This is a genomic window from Azospirillum halopraeferens DSM 3675, assembly GCF_000429625.1.
Lineage (GTDB): Bacteria > Pseudomonadota > Alphaproteobacteria > Azospirillales > Azospirillaceae > Azospirillum > Azospirillum halopraeferens.
Genome location: NZ_AUCF01000005.1, coordinates 276525 through 291215, shown reverse-complemented (window position 1 = coordinate 291215; position 14691 = coordinate 276525). Strand labels below are relative to the sequence as shown.

Genomic DNA, 14691 nt, shown 5'->3' with positions numbered 1-14691 from the left:
CCGCCGGTTATCCCGTCAGTTCGGCGAACAGGGTCGGCAGCCGCTCGGGCAGCCGCTCCACCCGGTCGACGATGGTGTAGCCGGCCGGGCCGAAGATGCGCTCCACATAGCGGTCGGCATAGGGGTCCAGCGTCAGGCAGAAGGCGTGGACGCCGCGGCTGCGCAGCTCCTCCACCGCCCTCTTGGCGTCGAGCCGCAGGTACTGCGGATCGCGCTCGTCGATGTCGGCGGGCTCGCCGTCGGTGACCAGCAGAACCAGCTTCCGGCGCTGCGGCCGGCGCAGCAGGTGGGTGGCGGCGTGGCGCAGGGCCGTGCCCATGCGGGTGGAGAAGCCGCCGCCCATGCCGGCCAGCCGCGCCTTGGCGTGGCGGTCGAGCCGGCCGTCGAAGTCCTTGAATCGCAGGTATTCCACGTCATGCCGCCCGCGGGAGCGGAAGCCGTGGATGGCGAACGGGTCGCCGATGGTGTCCACCGCCGAACCGACCAGCGCCGCCGCCTCGCGCGTCAGGTCGATGATCGTCCTGTCCGTCCCGCGCACCGGGTCCTTGGTCGATTCCGACAGGTCGAGCAGCACCAGCACGCTCAGGTCGCGCTGGCGCAGCACGTTGCGCATGGTGATGCGCGGGTCGTGATCCAGGCCGGCGCGCAGGCTCACCAGGGCGTCGACCGCGGCGTTCAGGTCGATCTCGTCGCCGTCCTCCAGCTTGCGCTGGCGCTGGACACCCTGCGGGCGCAGGCGGTCGACGATGTGGCGCAGGCGCTGCGTCACCGGCCGGTGGGCGGCGAGGATGGCGTCGATGGCGGCGGGATCGCCGATGGCCGGCCGGTGTTCGTAGACCGTGGCCCAGTCGGGGCGGAAGAGCTGAACCCGGTAATCCCACTCGTGGTAGGGGAAGGGATCGGACACCGGCGGCTTGCCTTCGCGCTCGTTGAACGTGGTACCGTCGTCGTCGTACAGCTCGCCGTCCAGCACCCAGATCTCCTGCGCGTCGTCGCCGGCGGTTTCCACCTCCACCTCGTTGATCATCTCCATCAGGGACACCCGCCTGCGGACCTGGCGCTGTTCTGGAAGCGGGTCCATCCCCGGCCGCCAGGCGAATGCCTCGGCGTTCCAGACGAAGCGGTTGTCATCGCGGTAGGGCAGGCGCAGGGAGTCCAGCACGCGCAGAGACGGCACCGCGCGGCGGCGCGACAGGCAGCGGTAGAGGTCGAGCCCCAGCTCCAGGGACAGCCCGGTGTCCAGCCGCCGCTCCCCGACGCCGGCGTGGAAGCGGGCGGCCAGGGCGTCGAGGTCGGCGTCGCCGGTGGGGCGGTCAGCGTCCAGCAGGTGCAGCGCCAGCCCCTCCAGCCACGCCACCGCCTCGTGCTCGGGCGCGCCGTCGGCGGGCTGCGTCATCAGCCGGCGCCACAGCGTGCGCAGCCCCGGCAGGTCGCCCGCCGCGCAGTGTTCGACGCGGGCATCCTCCATGAAGCCGACCAGGGTCCGTTGTGCCGGATTCAGGTCGCGCGCCGTGAGGGGGCCGGGCGTGTAGACGAGGTGGGCGGCCATGTGGGCGGCGATGGCGCGGAACAGGTCAGAGCCCGGCACGCCGTCGCGGTCGTCCACCGCGTCGGGCAGGTGCAGCACGATGCCATCCAGATAGGGCCGGAACTCGCTGCGGTCGGCCGCCGCCGGGCGCAGCCGGAAGTCGCGCCCCCACAGGGCGCGCAGGGTCGCCGACAGCCGCCGCTGGTGGTCGATGAACAGGATGCCCCGCCGCTCCTTGCGCAGCACGGCGCGGCTGTCGGGCGTTTCCAGCGCGAAATAAGCGAGCTGCGTCTTCACGTCGGTGCGGTGCGCGTCGGCCCCGAAGAAGGCCCAGCGCCGCAGCCCGCCGAGCGTCAGCTTGGACAGCAGCTCGTCCAGTCGTCCGAACATCGGCCGCAGCCCGCGCGGTGCCCGTGCCGCCATCTGGTGCAGGAACGCGATGTATCCCCGCAGCAGTTCGATGTCGCCCAGCCGCCGGGCCGCCGCCGGCAACGTGGCGAAGAACAGGCCGATCACCTCGCCCGAGGTCATGGACGCCAGCTTCAGGGCGGCGCCGACGCATTCGCCGATCGCCTCCTCGCCCACCTCGCGCGCCACCGGCGGCATCGCCTCCAGGTAGCAGGCGACCACGCCGTGGCCGCGGCCGAGGTCGCCCAGCGCGCGGGCCCCCTCCAGCCACGTCCGCACCCCGGCGGGCGTCATGGTGCGGGCCGCCTCGTGGAAGGCCGCTTCCAGGACGGGGTGGACCTCCGGCGCGATCCGCCCGAGGTGCTCGCGGTAGGAGTCCAGGCTGATGCTCATGACGGCCCTCCGGACGGTGCGGCGGTCAGGCGAAGAAGGTGGACACGGCGGCGTCCAGCGCGTCGCGCATGTCGGGATCGTCGGTCAGCGGGCGGACCAGCGCCAGGCGGCAGGCGTCGGGCGCCGGGATGCCGCGGGCGATCAGCGTGCCGGCGTAGACCAGCAGGCGGGTGGAGATACCCTCGTCCAGCCCGTGGCCCTTGAGATTGCGCGAGCGCGCGGCGATCTGCGTCAGCTTGTCGGCCAGGCCGCGGTCGACGCCGGCCTCGTGGGCGACGATCTCGGCTTCCACCTCCGGTGCCGGGTAGGTGAAGTCCATGGCGGCGAAGCGCTGCTTGGTGGACTGCTTCAGGTCCTTCATCAGCGACTGGTAGCCGGGGTTGTAGGAGATGACGAGCTGGAAGTCCGGGTGGGCCTCCACCAGCTCCCCCGTCTTGTCCAGGGGCAGGACGCGGCGGTGGTCGGTCAGCGGGTGGATGACCACGGTGGTGTCCTGGCGCGCCTCCACCACCTCGTCCAGGTAGCAGATGGCGCCGATGCGGGCGGCCCGGGTCAGCGGCCCGTCCTGCCAGCGGGTGCCGTCCTTGTCCAGCAGGAAGCGGCCGACCAGATCGGCGGCCGTCATGTCCTCGTTGCAGGCCACGGTGATCAGCGGTCGGCCCAGGGTCCACGCCATGTATTCGACGAAGCGGGACTTGCCGCAGCCGGTGGGGCCCTTCAGCATCATGGGCAGGCGGGCGTCGTAGGCGGCCTGGTACTGCTCCACCTCGCGGCCGGTGGGGCGGTAATAGGGCGCGGCCTTGATGCGATACTGTTCGGCGGCGCCGGCGATCGTCGTGTCGAGCATCGTTTCCTCCATCGGGGGCGCCCGGCCGGGACTTCCCCTCCGCGGGCGGGAGGGGAAGCCGGCGGTCCGCGGCGCCGCCTCTATTCGGTGCCGGCGCGGAAGACCACCATCTCCGCTCCCTTGGACTGCTTGACGTTGTCGTAGCCCACCAGGCGCACGTGGTGGCCGGGGTTGGCGCGGCGGCAGGTGTCGCATTCCGCCAGAATGGCGTCGACGTCGGTTTCGCCGAACATGGGCAGCTTCCACATGTACCAGTAATGCCCGGTGGCATGCTCCGGCTCGGAGTGTTCGATGGCCGGGTTCCAGCCCCTGGCGACGATGTACGCGACCTGGGCGCGGATCTCCTCCGGCGTCATCGGCGGCAGGTAGGAGAAGGTGCCGAACTTGCGGCTCGCCGGGTCGGACAGGCGCGACGGATAGTCCTGGATCTCGCTCATGGCTTCGTCCTCGTGATCGGGCGTTCGATGGAGGGGAGTCGGATCAGCGGTGCACGGTGTCGAGCTTGTCGACCGTCTCGAACTCGAACTTGATCTCCTTCCAGGTCTCCATGGCGATCTTCAGTTCCGGGCTCGACGCGGCGGCGCGGGTCAGGATGTCCTTGCCCTCGCGCTCCAGGTGCCGGCCCTCGTTGCGCGCCTGGACACAAGCTTCCAGTGCCACGCGGTTGGCGGCGGCGCCGGCGGCGTTGCCCCAGGGGTGGCCCAACGTGCCGCCGCCGAACTGCAGGACCGCGTCGTCGCCGAAGATCGCCACCAGGGCCGGCATGTGCCAGACGTGGATGCCGCCCGACGCCACGGGCATGACGCCCGGCATGTGGCCCCAGTCCTGGTCGAAGAAGATGCCGCGGTCGCGGTCGGCCCTGACGTAGCGGTCGCGCATCTGGTCGATCCAGCCGAGCGTGGCGGCGCGGTCGCCCTCCAGCTTGCCGACCACGGTGCCGGAGTGCAGGTGGTCACCGCCCAGCAGGCGCAGGATCTTGGCCAGCACGCGGAAGTTGATGCCGTGCCGCGGGCTGCGGTCGATGACGGCGTGCATGGCGCGGTGGACGTGCAGCAGCAGGCCGTTGTTGCGGCACCAGCGCGACAGCGACGCCTGCGCCGCCCAGCCCATCGTCAGGTAGTCGCTCATGATGATGGGGGAGCCGATCTCCTTGGCGAACTCGGCGCGTCGGTACATCTCCTCGATGTTCGGTGCGGTGACGTTCAGGTAGTGACCCTTGCGCTCACCGGTCTCGGCCTCGGCCTTCTTGATGGCCTCCTGGCAGAACAGGAAGCGGTCGCGCCAGCGCATGAAGGGCTGGGAATTGACGTTCTCGTCGTCCTTGGTGAAGTCCAGGCCGCCGCGCAGGCACTCGTAGACCGCGCGCCCGTAATTCTTGGCCGACAGGCCCAGCTTCGGCTTGATGGTGCAGCCCAGCAGCGGTCGCCCGTACTTGTCCAGCAGATCGCGCTCCACCTGGATGCCGTGGGGCGGGCCGTCGCAGGTGGTGACGAACCACAGGGGCATGCGCACGTCCTCCAGGCGCAGCGAGCGCACCGCCTTGAAGCCGAACACGTTGCCGACCAGCGAGGTGAACATGTTGACGACCGAGCCTTCCTCGAACAGGCCCATGGGGTAGGCCACGAAGGCGTAGAACGCCTCGTCGTCGCCGGGCACGTCCTCGATGGCGTAGGCGCGGCCCTTGTAGTAGTGGAGGTCCGTCAGCAGATCGGTCCACACGGTCGTCCAGGTGCCGGTGGAGGATTCCGCCGCCACCGCCGCCGCTGCCTCCTCGCGAGGGACGCCGGGCTGGGGCACGATCTTGAACACGGCCAGAACATCCGACTCCTTCGGCGTATAGGCCGGTTCCCAGTAGGTTTCCCGGTATTCCTTCACACCCGCTTGGTAGGTCTTGCCCATGTGGTTTCCTCCGGTGGTTCGACGGTGCGGTTGGCGCGCAACGGGTTTCTCCGGGAACCTTACGGGGGGCGATCAATAAACAGAACTTGATTGTATTTAAGGCGTTGATATACTCCTGTTTATGGAACGCTGGACCCTGCAACAATTCCGCATCTTCGAGGCGGTGGCCCGCCACCGCAGCTACACGCGCGCGGCGGAGGAACTGCACCTCACCCAGCCGGCGGTGCACATCCAGGTTCGCCGGCTGGAGGAGACGGTGGGCCTGCCGCTGTTCGAGACGGTGGGCCGGCGCATCGTGCCGACCCGCGCCGGCGAGGCGACGCTGGAGGCGGCGGCGGAGGTGCTGGGGCGCCTCAAGGCGCTGGGCGGCACCATCGCCGATCTGAAGGGCCGGGTCGGCGGACCGCTCCGGGTCGCGGTGGTCAACTCCGGGGAGTATTTCCTGCCCGCCGTGCTGGGGGAGTTCCTGCGCCGTCACCCGGAGGTGCAGCCCCAGCTCATCGTCACCAACCGCGCCCGCATCGTCGAGCGGCTGGCGGAGCGGCGCGACGATTTCGTCGTCATGGGCCGCACGCCCGAGGGCATGGACCTGGCGGCCCACCCCTTTATGGACAATCTGCTGGTGCCGGTGGCGGGCCCCGACCACCCGCTCGCCGCCCATCGGGCGCTGCCGCTGGAGACCCTGGCCGGCGAGCGGTTCCTGATGCGCGAGCCCGGCTCCGGCACCCGCGACGCGGTGGAACGCCTGATGGCCGAGCAGGGGCTGTCCGTGCGCACGACCATGGAACTGGGCTCCACCGAGGCGATCAAACGCGCCGTCATGGCCGGGCTGGGCGTGTCGGTGCTGTCGCTGTCCAGCCTGGAACCGGACCTGGAGGCCGGGCGCCTGACCCTGCTGCGCGTCGCCGGCTTCCCGCTGCGGCGCACCTGGTTCGCCGTGCACCACCGTGGCAAGCGGCTGGGGCCGACCGCCGACGCGTTCCTGGCGCTGCTGATGCAGGAGGGCGAAAGCGCGCGCCAGCGCAACAGCCGCCTGGCGCCCTGAACGGCCGTTGATCCGGATCAAGGTGCATCCCGCGGGTCGGCGTAGACTGGCCGGAGCGGGCACGGCGAAGGGAGGCGGCGATGGCACGGCTTCCGGTGTGGACACGGCTTCCGGTATGGGTCGGACTGGCGGTGCTGCTGGCGGCGGGGGCGGCGCAGGGGGCGGCCGACGGACCGGGCGACGCCGCGTACGGGCGCGGCCTTGCGATCGATCTGTGCGGCGAATGCCACAACGTGGCCCGGGATATCCTTCCGGAAGCGGAATGGCCGGCTCCCGACCTGGTGGAACGCATGCGCGATCCGGCGATGACGGAACTGGCGCTGCGCACCTATCTGCAGACCTCCCATCCCGTCATGCCCAACATCCGCCTGAGCCGGGAACAGACCGACGATCTCGTCGCCTATCTGCTGACCCTCAAGCAGCCGTCCCGGTAGCGTCACCCGGTGATGCGGCCGGGCAACGGACAAGCGGTGCAGACGCCATCCGGGGCGGGTCTTGCGTGACCGGTGGTCGTTCAACCGGGGCCGGGGGATGCCCTGGGTTGCACGACCGGACAAGGTGCGGCATCTTGCCCATTCAAAAACCGGTATAAAGAATACATGTTTACCGGTCCCATCCGTACCCGACCAACCGGAGACCCGCCCCATGGACACCCGGCCACCCCTGTCCCCGCGCGACATCGCCGCCGCCGAACGGGTCGCCGCCACCGGCATCGACGAAGCGATGATCGAGCGGCTGGTGCGCACCTTCTATGGCCGCATCCGCGACGATTCCCTCCTGGGGCCGGTGTTCGGCGCGGCCATCGCCGATTGGGAGCCGCATCTGCGCAAGATGATGGATTTCTGGTCGTCGGTCGCCCTGTACACCGAGCGTTACGACGGCCGTCCCATGCCCGCGCATGTGCGCCTGCCCATCGGGCCGGAGCATTTCGAGCGCTGGCTGGCCCTGTTCGCCGCGACCACGGCGGAGGTCTGCCCCCCGGCCGCCGCCGCGTTCTTCAACGATCGGGCCCGCACCATCGCCCGCAGCCTGCTGATGGGGGTCGAGTTCATGAAGGGTGGCGGCGCCGGCCCGGCGCGATGATGCGACATTTTGGGATGAAGACGAACCGTCCTGCGCACCATACCTTTTGCTGAGTGTGCAATCGCCCGGGGGCCGGGCTGCCGGGAGCGAACGGGGCATGACGTCATTCGGAACCGAACGGCGGTTCTCCGTCCTCCTGGTGGAGGATGATCCGGCCGACGCCGTCCTGGCGGAGCGCGCGCTGGCGCGGGGACCCGTCCCCTGCGATGTGCGCACGGTGCGCGACGGTGCCGCGGCGCTGGACGTCCTGCGCGGCCCGGACGCGCCGACGCGCCGGAGGGTGGGCGACGGCACCCGGCCCGACCTGGTGCTGCTCGACCTCGACGCGCCGGGGATGGACGGCAGCGCCCTGCTGGGCGCGCTGAAGGAGGATCCGGACCTGCGGAGCATCCCGGTGGTCGTCCTCACCGTCCCGGATGCGGCGCGGGACGTGGAGGGCTGCTACCGGCAGGGTGCCAACAGCTTCGTCACCAAGCCGGCGGACCCGGAGGCGTACGCGGCGCTGCTTCACACGCTCGAACGCTACTGGTTCGGCACCGTCCGGCTGCCCGGGTGAGCGGTGCGGGGGAGATGGCCCATGGCGGACGAAGGGAAGGGCACCGTGCCCGCGCGCGAGGGTGCCGCCGCCATCCGGGTGATGCTGGTGGAGGACGAACCGGGTGACGCCCGGCTCGTGGAGTACGTGCTGCGCCAGGCGCGTTCGGGCGCCTTCTTGGTGGAGCACACCGACCACCTCGGCGCCGCGATCGCGCACCTGTCCATGGAGCGTGCCGACGTGGTGCTGCTGGACCTGTCGCTGCCCGACAGCCACGGCGTGGCCACCGTCAAGCGGATGAAGGCGGCTTTCCCGTCGCTGCCCGTCATCGTGCTGACCGGGCTGGACGACACCGATGTCGCCGTCGCCGCCGTGGAGGCGGGGGCACAGGATTTCCTGGTCAAGGGCCAGGCGGACGGCCCGCTGATGCAGCGGGCGATCCGTTACGCCATATCCCGCCAGCGGCTGGAGGACGACCTGCGCGCGGCCAAGAGCACCGCCGAGGCGGCCAGCCGCGCCAAGTCGGACTTCCTGGCGACCATCAGCCACGAGATCCGCACCCCCATGAATGGCGTGCTGGGCACGCTGGAACTGCTTTCGGACGGCCTGCTCGATCCCGGCCAGCGCGAGCTTGCCGGGATCGCCCGTCAGTCGGCGGAAGGGCTGCTGCGGCTGCTCGACGACATCCTGGACTTCTCGCGCATGGAGGCGGGCAAGCTGAGCGTGGAGGCGATCGTCTGCGACCCCTGCGCGATTGCCGCTTCGGTGGTCCGGGCGCTGGCCCCGCACGCCGGCGACAAGGGGCTGGCCCTCACGCTCGACACCGACCCGACGGTGCCGCGGGCGGTCGTCACCGACCCGTCCCGGCTGCGTCAGATCCTGTTCAACCTGGTGGGGAACGCCGTCAAGTTCACCGCCGCCGGCGGTGTGACGGTGCGGGCACGCTCCGGTCCGCCGCTGCCGGACGGCCGGATGCGGCTGGAGTTCGAGGTGGAGGACACCGGCATCGGCATTCCCGCCGCGGCGCTCCCCACCCTGTTCGAGCGCTTCACCCAGGCGGACGGGTCCATCACCCGCCGCTACGGCGGGACCGGCCTGGGGTTGGCCATCTGCAAGCAGCTCTGCGAGATGCTGGGGGGTGCCATAACGGTCGACAGCACGCCCGGCCGCGGCAGCCGGTTCCGCTTTCACATCGTCTGCACCCCGGCCGATGCGGCGGCCGCCGACGCCGCGGACGGCATCACCGACGGCGCCTCGCCGCATTTGCCGCCGCTGTGCGTTCTGGCGGTCGACGACAACGCGATCAACCGCGACATCATTCGCCGCCTGCTGGAGCGCGACGGCCACACCGTCCTCACCGCGGCGGACGGCGACGAGGCGGTCCGGATGGCCGGCGCGGTGGACGTGGATCTGGTGCTGATGGACCTCCAGATGCCGGAAATGGACGGTCTGACCGCCACGCGGCTGATCCGCGCCCTGCCGGGCGGACGGGGTCGCGTGCCGGTGATCGCGCTGACCGCCCACGCCTCGCCCAACGCCCGGCCCGACTGCCGGGCGGCCGGGCTGGACGGGTTCGTGACCAAACCGGTGCGGCATGGCGTGCTGCTGGCCGAGATGGCGCGGGTGCTTGCCCCGTGCGGCGATCCGCCACCGCCGACCCCGGCCCCCGTTTGCGGTCCTGCTCCGGCAGAGGGGGATCTGCTGGATGCCGACCAGGTCGCGGCGGTGGCGGAGGTGTTCGGGCCGGACTGGCCGGCCACCGTCGACGCGTTCGGACGCGCGGCGCGTGAGCAGCTCGGTCTGATCCGCGCCGGCGCTGCCGGCGGCGGCGGGCATGCCGCCGCCGCCCACACCCTCAAGGGGGTGTGCCGGAACATGGGAGCCGGGCGTATGGGCGACGCCGCCTGCGTGATGGAACGGGCACCGGCCGCAGCCGTGCCCGACATGGCGGACGCGGTGGAGCGGCATCTGGAGGCCACGCTGGCGGCACTGCGGGAGTGGTCCACATGACCCCGGTGTTCGACGAAGCGGGCGCTGCCCGCACGATCAACGAGGCGGGCGTTGCCCGCACGATCAACGACGCGGGTGCAGCCCGCATGCCCCATGCACCCGGGTCCGGGATGCAGGGCGCGGTCACCACCGACCTGTCCGCGGCGATGGCGGACGCCCTCATCCTGGTCGTCGACGACGAGCCTCTGAACCGCACCATCATCGAAGCGCTGCTGCGCCGCAGCGGCTTCACCAACGTCGCGGCGGTCGGCGACGGCCGGGTGGCGCTGGCCTTCATCGAGGAGCGGCCGCCGGCCTGCGTGCTGCTGGACGTCATGATGCCGGGGCTGGACGGGATCGAGGTGTGCCGCCGCCTGCGCGCCGACCCCCGCTTTGCGCGCGTGCCCGTCATCGTCCAGACCGCCATGGCCGGGCGGGAGGACCGCCGGCGGGCGTTCAACGCCGGGGCGTCCGACGTGGTGGCCAAGCCCTACGATCCGATGGAGCTGGAGGCGCGGGTGCGGGTGCACCTGACACGGGCCCTGCTGTCGGAGGAATTGCTGGACTATCGCGCCCGCCTGGAGGGCGAACTGGCCGAGGCGCGCGGCCTGACCGAGGCGGTGCTGCCGCAGCCCGGCGCTTTGGCCGCGCTGGCCGCGTGCGGGGTGGCGTTCGGCCACCATCACCGCTCCTGTTCCGCCATCGGTGGGGACTATTGGCACGCCTGGTCGGCCGGGGACGGACTGGTGGCGCTGATGGTGGCCGACGTGTCCGGCCACGGCGTGTCGGCGGCGCTTCGGATGTTCGCGCTTCACGCCCTCATCATGCCGCCGCCGCCGTTCGCCGGCGATCCCGCGGCGTTCGCCGCCCACCTCGACCGGCGCCTGTACGGGCACGGCGGCAGCCGGGGCCTGTACGTGGCCGGATTCTGCGGGATCATCGACGTGCGCCGCCGTCGCTTCCGGTTCGTTCCCGCGGGTATGCGCGACGGCCTCATCCTGCATCGCGGGGGCGGACTCGACCGTCTCTGCCTGTCGGGCCTTCCGTTCGGCGTGCTCCCGGACGACGACCGGTCGGTCGGCGCGGTGGATCTGGCTCCCGGCGATACGCTGCTGTTCTACAGTGACGCCCTGGTGGAGTGCGAACCGGGCGACGGCCGCGAACCGCAGAGCGAGGAGGACCTGATCGCCTGGCTGACGCCCCTGCTGCCGGTGGCGCCGCCGGGTCCGCACCTGGCCCCCTGGCTGGCCGAACGGTTCCTTGCGGAATTCGGCCGGCTGGTCAACGACGACCTGCTTGTGGTCACGGCCGGCCTGACACCGGACTGACCTCGGTGGCATCGGCGAGGATGCCGCGGGTGACACCCGGCGCGGTTACGCCACGCCGGCCTCGGCGTAGGCGCGCCGCGCACCGTCGTGGAGCGCCACGGGTCCGTCGACCGGCGGGCGCAGCGACCGGGCGGTGACGGCCCGCAGGACCGGGTGGGCGGCGCGCAGCGCCTCGATTCCATTCAACAGGGACGCCACCGCCGCCGCCGCCGCGGCACCGGACAGGCCGGCATGGCAGGCCAGCAGCACCCGCGTGCCGACGGTGGGGACCGCCGGGGTGCCGGTGCCGTACATGCCCGCCGGGATCACCGCGGGCTCGAAGCCGGGCGCGTGGTTGCCGAAGGCGGCACGGTCGGCATCGGACAGCGCCAGCGGGCGGGCGCCGCAGCGGTCGACGACCCGGCCCACCGCCGGTGCGGGATGGCCGATCATCAGGGGAACCGCGTCGACCACCCCGGCGCACAGGGCGGCCAGCGACGACCGCGTGGTGTGTTCCCGCGTCTGGGTGAAGTCGCCGGGCGTCCAGCCGCGGCCGGCCATCAGCGCCGTCATGGCCGTGCGATGGCCGGAGCCGGGCGGCCCCAGCGCCACGGGGTGGCCGGGAAGCGCGTCCGGCGAACCGATCTCCGGGCGGGCGAGCAGCACGAAACTCTCCGCGTGCAGGGCGGCCAGCAGCCGCAGCTCCCCCCGGTGTGCGGCGTCGAGGGACCAGGCATCGTTGCTCTGGATGAGGCCGAGAGCGGTGCGCCGCCGCAGCAGCGCCGCGACGTTGGCGAAGGAGCCCGGCGAGCTCTGCGCCGCGGCGCGCAGGCCGTGGCCCTTGTAGCCGAGGTTGATCCGTTCGGCGATGGCGTTGCCGATGCGGAAGTAGACCCCGTCCACCTCCGCCGTGGCGATCGGCAGGAAGCCGCCGCGGCGCTCCGCCACGCAGGCGCCCGGCACCAGGACGGCGGCCGCCAGGACGGCGCGGCGGCTCAATCCTTCATGACGAGGCTTACCGTGCACAGGTCGCCCTCCTTGTGGGTGCGGACATCGTCGGCGGCGCGGCGCAGCAGGTAGCGGGCCAGTTCCAGCGCGCCGGCGGGATGCTCCAGGATCTCATCCTGCGACGGGCGGTCGTTGCGCGGTTCCAGCAGGGAGCCGGCGTAGCGGATCGACACGATGAACCGGAACTCGTCGAAGCGGGTGGCGATGGAGATCAGGCCGTCGGGCACCTTCACGTCCGGGAAGTGCCGGCCGAGGCGGACCGTGTCGTAGACCAGATCGTTGGCGATCAGCGTTTCCACCACCTCGCAGGTGGCGATGGTGGCGCGGGCCACCACTTCCGGCCGGGCCCCCCAGGCGGCACCCTGGCGGGCCATGAAATCGCCGACCTCGGTCATGTCCGCGTGGGCCGTCTCGACCAGCAGGCGGTTCTTGCGCCAGATGCCGATGCGGAAGATCAGGTTGAGCAGCACCGCCAGGCTGACCGCCAGCGCCATGGGCGAGCTGACCCAGGGGGCCAGCCAGTCGGGCACGTCGGCGAAGGCATCGGGGAAGACGTTGCGCGCCAGCCCGAAGGCCAGCCCGATGCCCAGCACGAACGCCTTGCGCGAATCGATCAGGCGCGAGGCGATCATCTGGATGCCGTTCACCACCAGCAGGCAGCCGCTGAACAGCAGGGCGGCCCCCACCACCGGCACCGGCATCACCAGCAGCACGGCCGTGACCTTGGGCAGGAAGGCCAGCGCGATCAGCAGTCCGCCGATGGCGAAGCCGATCACCCGGCTGGCCGCACCGGTGGCGGCCGACAGGCCGACGGCGCTGGACGTCGAGGACTGGCCCATGCCGCCGATCAGGGCGGACAGGGCGTTGGTGATCCCCTCCGCCAGCACGCCGCGGCCGATGGAGGTGAAGTCCGGCCGTTTCCAATCCGGATCGTTGACCTTCTGCGCGGCGGTGACGGCGCCCACGGTGTTGAGCGTCATCGCCAGCGCCGCGATCACGAACGGCACCAGCAGGGCCGCGTCGAAGGCCAGCCCCATGCTGCCGACCGGCGGCAGGCGGAAGGACGGCGCGTCGACGATGCGGGCGACGTCGTCGTGGGACACCATCCCCGCCAGGGAGGCGGCGGCATAGCCCACCACCACGCCGATCAGCGAGCAATAGAGGCGCAGCGGGGTGGCGCCCCACACGCTCAGCGACACCATGGCGGCCAGGGCGATGGCGGCGACCACCAGCCCCGGCCCCCGGTCTTCCGCCGGCAGGTCGACCCCCAGCACGTTGCGGGTGGCCAGGATCATCACCGACAGCCCGACCATCAGCACCACGAAGCCGGCGATCTCCGGCGGCAGCAGCGGCCGGATGCGGTGGACGATGCGCGACAGCCCCATGACCAGCAGCCCGGCCACCGCCGTCATGCCCAGCGCCAGCGGCAGCCCGCCGTGGGGCAGCGCCGCCATGGCCGGCGGCAGCAGGATGGTGGTGGTGGTGGTCGGGATCAGGAAACCCGATCCGATGCCGCCGCGCCGCAGCGATTGCAGGATCGAGCCGACGCCGCCGGCGACCATCGTCAGGGCGACGAAGCCGTCGGCGATGTCGGGCGGCAGATTGGCGGCGCGTGCCAGGGTCACCGCGACGATCAGGAAGATCGACACCAGGGCCAGGTGCTGGACCGCCATGGCCAGCGTCACCAGCGGCGGCGGGGTGTCGTCGACGCCGTAGATCAGGGTCTGGGGCTGTGCCGCCATGGGCTCCGCGTCGGTGCCGTGCCGTGGACCCGCCCTGTGAGGCGGCGGGAACTTAGGCTATACATGACGGCCGCTCGTTCGTCCACGGGACGGACGCTCACGGGAACCCGCGCCGGGAAGTGCCGATGAACCTGTTCGCCCGCATCTGGATCATGACGTCCGCCGCCATCGCGCTGACGGTGCTGACCTCCGTCGCCGCCTACGAGGTGATCATCAACCGGGCGGTGGCCGAGCACGGGCGGGCGGACATGCTGATGTACGCCCGGCTGGTCGCCCACGCGTTCGGAGCGGTCGACGACCCCACGCCCGAGGCGGTGGAGCGGCTGCTGGCATCGGGGCCGCTGATCGCCGTCACCCTGTTCGACCGCGATCTGAACGTGGTGCGCGCCGCCCGCGTGCCGGGGCTGGCCGACCATGAGCCGGAGCGGCGCATGGACCGTGCCCTGCTGACGCGGACCCTGGAGGAGGGCATCGGCGAGGCGGTGCGCGTGGGCGAGGCGCTCTACGTCGCCACCCCCGTGATCGATTCCCAGGGCGACCTGGAAGGCGTCCTGGCCATCGCCGTGCCCAACGAGCTGCACACGCTGGCCCCCGGCGAACGGCTGGGCTTCGCCGCCGCCATGGCGGTGGGCGTGCTGGCCATGGGGATGATCCCGGCGGCGGCGCTGGCGCGGCGCATCAGCCGGCCGATCGACACGCTGGTGCGGGTGTCGGAATCCCTGCGCGACGGCCAGGCGGACATCGATGCCCTGTCGCCGCTGGCCCACCGGCGCGACGAGTTCGGCCGGCTGGCCCGCGGCGTGCTGCTGCTGGCCCGCACCCTGAAGCTGACGGCCGAGCGTATGGACATCATGGTGGAGGAGCGTGTCCGCGCCCTGGCGGGTCCGCCCGCCACCGGATAGACGGG

Annotated in this window: 13 protein-coding genes; 7 read left to right on the top strand and 6 right to left on the bottom strand. The window is 71.6% G+C overall.

Going from position 1 to position 14691, the window contains the following annotated elements:
• Positions 1–7: 7 nt before the first annotated feature.
• From G472_RS0107580 to G472_RS0107565, 4 genes are all read right to left on the bottom strand, one after another.
• Positions 8–2329 carry a nitric oxide reductase activation protein NorD gene (locus G472_RS0107580; RefSeq protein WP_029007895.1) on the bottom strand — a complete coding sequence of 774 codons (2322 nt, stop codon included), beginning with the start codon at positions 2327–2329 and terminating at the stop codon, positions 8–10.
• Positions 2330–2354: 25 nt separating this feature from the next.
• Entirely contained in the window at positions 2355–3176 is an 822-nt protein-coding gene (locus G472_RS0107575; protein ID WP_035691588.1) for a CbbQ/NirQ/NorQ/GpvN family protein, read from the bottom strand.
• Positions 3177–3256: 80 nt separating this feature from the next.
• Positions 3257–3613 carry a ribulose bisphosphate carboxylase small subunit gene (locus G472_RS0107570; protein WP_029007893.1) on the bottom strand — a complete coding sequence of 119 codons (357 nt, stop codon included), beginning with the start codon at positions 3611–3613 and terminating at the stop codon, positions 3257–3259.
• A gap of 43 nt (positions 3614–3656) precedes the next feature.
• Positions 3657–5075 (bottom strand): form I ribulose bisphosphate carboxylase large subunit, encoded by a 1419-nt coding sequence (locus G472_RS0107565; RefSeq protein ID WP_029007892.1) that lies wholly within the window; start codon positions 5073–5075, stop codon positions 3657–3659.
• A 121-nt stretch (positions 5076–5196) separates the two neighbouring features.
• Here G472_RS0107565 and G472_RS0107560 point away from each other — a divergent pair, with 121 nt between their 5' ends.
• From G472_RS0107560 to G472_RS36865, 6 genes are all read left to right on the top strand, one after another.
• A complete protein-coding gene (locus G472_RS0107560) occupies positions 5197–6120 on the top strand; it encodes a LysR family transcriptional regulator (RefSeq protein ID WP_029007891.1) in 924 nt (307 codons plus the stop codon).
• 80 nt (positions 6121–6200) lie between these two features.
• The gene (locus tag G472_RS31865) at positions 6201–6554 is read left to right on the top strand and encodes a c-type cytochrome (protein ID WP_051340547.1); all 354 of its coding nucleotides are present in this window, start codon (positions 6201–6203) and stop codon (positions 6552–6554) included.
• Between the two features lie 211 nt (positions 6555–6765).
• Positions 6766–7203, top strand: a complete 438-nt coding sequence (locus G472_RS31860) for a group III truncated hemoglobin (protein WP_035691468.1) — start codon at positions 6766–6768, stop codon at positions 7201–7203.
• 97 nt (positions 7204–7300) lie between these two features.
• Complete coding sequence (locus G472_RS0107545) at positions 7301–7759, top strand: response regulator (RefSeq protein ID WP_029007890.1); 459 nt, start codon at positions 7301–7303, stop codon at positions 7757–7759.
• 21 nt (positions 7760–7780) lie between these two features.
• Entirely contained in the window at positions 7781–9748 is a 1968-nt protein-coding gene (locus G472_RS31855) for a response regulator (protein ID WP_051340546.1), read from the top strand.
• A complete protein-coding gene (locus tag G472_RS36865; protein ID WP_051340545.1) occupies positions 9745–11055 on the top strand; it encodes a fused response regulator/phosphatase in 1311 nt (436 codons plus the stop codon). Before G472_RS31855 ends, G472_RS36865 begins: the two co-directional genes overlap by 4 nt.
• A 45-nt stretch (positions 11056–11100) precedes the next feature.
• Here G472_RS36865 and G472_RS0107530 read toward each other — a convergent pair whose 3' ends face one another.
• Together G472_RS0107530 and G472_RS31845 are read right to left on the bottom strand one after the other, a co-directional pair.
• Positions 11101–12060, bottom strand: a complete 960-nt coding sequence (locus G472_RS0107530) for a TAXI family TRAP transporter solute-binding subunit (RefSeq protein ID WP_084536517.1) — start codon at positions 12058–12060, stop codon at positions 11101–11103.
• Positions 12030–13784, bottom strand: a complete 1755-nt coding sequence (locus tag G472_RS31845) for a uracil-xanthine permease family protein (RefSeq protein WP_035691467.1) — start codon at positions 13782–13784, stop codon at positions 12030–12032. The genes G472_RS0107530 and G472_RS31845 overlap by 31 nt, the downstream gene beginning before the upstream one ends.
• A gap of 125 nt (positions 13785–13909) precedes the next feature.
• Here G472_RS31845 and G472_RS0107520 point away from each other — a divergent pair, with 125 nt between their 5' ends.
• Complete coding sequence (locus G472_RS0107520; protein WP_029007888.1) at positions 13910–14686, top strand: HAMP domain-containing protein; 777 nt, start codon at positions 13910–13912, stop codon at positions 14684–14686.
• The last annotated feature ends 5 nt before the right edge of the window (positions 14687–14691 follow it).